The sequence below is a fragment of the Segeticoccus sp. genome (genome assembly GCF_035708005.1).
Map to the genome: position 1 here is coordinate 1 of NZ_DASSTI010000164.1, position 3,012 is coordinate 3,012.

The 3,012-nt window shown below is 74.6% G+C and carries 3 protein-coding genes; 1 reads left to right on the top strand and 2 read right to left on the bottom strand.

Annotated elements, in window-relative coordinates; all coding sequences use genetic code 11:
* On the bottom strand, nucleotides 1-1,106 hold a 1,106-nt coding region (locus VFL99_RS15720), incomplete at its 3' end, for an MFS transporter (RefSeq protein WP_325107300.1).
* Nucleotides 1,107-1,293: 187 nt separating this feature from the next.
* Here VFL99_RS15720 and VFL99_RS15725 point away from each other — a divergent pair.
* Nucleotides 1,294-2,220, top strand: coding sequence for an ornithine cyclodeaminase family protein (locus tag VFL99_RS15725; RefSeq protein ID WP_325107301.1), 927 nt, complete (start codon nucleotides 1,294-1,296; stop codon nucleotides 2,218-2,220).
* Between the two features lie 18 nt (nucleotides 2,221-2,238).
* Here VFL99_RS15725 and VFL99_RS15730 read toward each other — a convergent pair.
* The coding region (locus VFL99_RS15730) for an anti-sigma factor (protein WP_325107302.1) at nucleotides 2,239-3,012 on the bottom strand (774 nt) is incomplete at its 5' end.

Sequence of the window (3,012 nt, forward strand, 5' to 3'; positions counted from 1 at the left end):
AGCATCCCGAAACCGTTGGCGCGCAGGTGGTCCGGCAGCAGCTGGGCCACGACGGTCGACTGGGCGGTCTCGGCCAGGCCGATCCCGGTCCCGGCCAGCACGAACCCGGCCAGCAGCACCGGCCACAGGTGCTCGTCGATCGCGAAGACCGCATAGCCCGCGATGTAGGCGATCCCTCCCGCCGCGAACACGACGCGCGCGCTCAGGCGGTCGGCGGCCTGCCCGCCGACCAGGGAGGCGATGGTCGCGGCCGCGTTGTGCCCGGCATACAACAGGATGGCGAGGCTGGTCGCGGCGGTGACGCTCCGCGCACTCGGCCCGGAGGAGAGCAGACCAGTGGCGCGCAGGATCAGCAGCGTGGTGGCGAGGTTGCCCAGTTCGAAGAGCGCGGCGGGGCTGAGCGCACGGACCAGCCCGGCCTCGCCCAGCTGCCGCAGGTTCAGCTGCAGGCGACGCCGTCCGCGCACGTCGCCGACGACACGGCGGGCCTCCCGGATGGCGAGTGAGATGCTCAGGGCCGCAAAGATTCCCGGTATGACGGCCAACCAGATGGTCGCGCGCACCCCGAGGACTCCGACCAGGCCGGCGGCGACCAGCGGTCCCAGGATCGCGCCCGCGTTGTCGCCGGCCCGCTCCAGACCGAACGCGCGTCCGTAGGCCGAGCGCGGCGTGATGCTCGTCAGGAGCGTGTCCCGCGCGGGGGAGCGGATGCCGCGGGAGACCCACGCGATCGCCCGGAGGATCGCGACCTGCCACACCGCGACGGTGAGGCCGATCGCGGCCGAGGCGAGGCCCGTGGCCAGGTAGCCGCCGGAGGCCAGGCGCGCGCGCCGGTGCGGGTCGTTCGACAGGGGGCCGCCGGCCATCTTGGCCAGCCCGATGAGCGCGTCCGAGACGCCCTCGATCGCGCCGAGGGCCGCCGGCCCGGCGTGCAGGGTGGAGCGCAGGAAGGTGGGCAGCAGGCTGGTGACCATCTCGTGCCCGACATCGCTGAAGAACGACGCGCTCCCGATGCCGACCACCCCGCGGGAGGCCCACCCGCGTCCGGCGTCGCCGCGTGGGTCGTCCGACGCGCTCTGGTCCGCCCCCGGTGGGTCGACCGCCATCGCAGCTCCTCGCACGCGTCCGGGCCGTCATCGTCGTCGGCCGTCGCCGGCTCCGTGTCGAGTGAACTCCCGGGGGAGAGGGGCCGTCAACGCACGGCACCGGTGAGCGCGCCGTGGGAGGGCTCGGAGGAAGGTGCCGCCCGTAGACTCCGCGAGGTCGCCGACCCTGCACCGGAAGGAGCCGTTCGTGGCCCAGCTGCCCTGGATCGATGCCGAGGCCGTGGAGCGGCTGGTCCCGCCCTCTGCAGCGGTCGCCGCCCTCAGGCGCGCGGTCGAGGAGGGGCTCGACCCGGCCGGCGACCCGGCCCGGGTGGCGGTCCCACTGACCCGCGGACAGTTCCTGCTGATGCCGTCGGAGGTGCCGGGCGCGGTCGGCGTGAAGGTGCTCACGGTGGCTCCCGACAACCCGGCGCGTGACCTGCCGCGCATCCAGGGGCTCTACCTGCTGTGCGACCCCGAGACGTTGGCGCCGGTGGCGCTGGTGGACGGCATCGCGATGACCAACGTGCGCACCCCTGCCGTGTCGGCGCTCGCGGCGTCGATGCTGGCCGCACCGGAGGCCTCCCGCATGGTCGTCTTCGGGACCGGCCCTCAGGCCGAGGGGCACGTCCGGGCGATGCGGGCGATCCGGGAGCTGTCCCACGTCGACGTGGTGTCCCGGCGACCGGAGCGGGCGGAGCGCTTTGCGGAGGCGATGTCGCAATCCGGGTTGTCCTGCGCGGCCGCGCAACCCGAGGCCGTGGCCGAGGCGGACATCGTCGTCTGCGCCACCACGGCGACCGAGCCGCTCTTCCCGAGTGCCCTCGTGGCCGACGGCACGTGCGTCGTCGCCGTGGGCTCGCACGAGCCGCACGCCCGTGAGCTCGAGGGGGAGCTGCTGGGCCGGTCCACGGTCGTGGTGGAGGACCGGGCGACGGCGCAACGCGAGGCGGGTGACGTCGTCCTCGCGGCCACGGAGGGCCGCCTCGACCTCGAGGGTGTGCTGACGCTCAGTGACCTCGTCGCCGGGGCCGGCGTGGACCGCTCCCGGCCGACCGTCTTCAAGAGCGTCGGCATGGCCTGGGAGGACCTCGTCGTCGCCGCCGAGGCGCGGCGTCGCGTCACCTCTGGCTGACCTGCAGCAGGGAAGTCGTCAGCTGAACGCGAAGAGCGCGAGTGGGGTGGTCGTCGGCTTCGGCGACCCGCCCGCGGGCTCGATCGTGATGCCGGCTCCAACCGCGGTGCCAGCGTCGCCCTTGAGCACGAACGTCTGCTGCCGGCCTCCGGGAAGGAGACCCGCGGGGTGCATGTCGCCCTGCGGTGTCTGCAGCCACAGCTCGTAGACCTTGCCGGTCGGGGGCGGGGGCAGCTCGTGGGTGATGAGGACGGCCCTGCCCACGCGCTGGGACCGCACCAGCGTCGCGGTGCCACCGTCGGGCAGCCGCTTCTGGCTCCGCTGTGCGTCGGGGGCGTGCAGCACGCGCGAGGCCACGCTCACCTGCTGTTGCTGGCCCTGGTGCTGCCACGGCTGCAGGGCGGCGACGGTCCCGCCGCCGGCGGCGAGGACCACCGCGGCAGCGGCGGCCGCCAGCCAGCGCGGGGCCCGCCACCAGGGCCGCCTCCCGTCCGGGGTCGTTTCCGGCTCGGGCCGCGGGGACCGCTGGGACTGCTCGGACTGCTGGGACTGTTCGGACCGTTCGGGCTCCACCGGTGGTAGCGGGCGCACCGTGCGGATCCGTGCCAGGACGTTGTCCCGCAACCGCGCCGGTGGGTCCACGGGCTCCATCTGGGACAGCTCGGCCGCGGCCGCCCGCAGGCTGGCCACCTCGGCGCGGCAGTCGGCGCAGACGGTGAGGTGCCGCTCGAACCGGGCCCGCTCCACCTCGTCGACGGCGTCGACGGCATAGGCACCGGAGAGGGCGTGGAT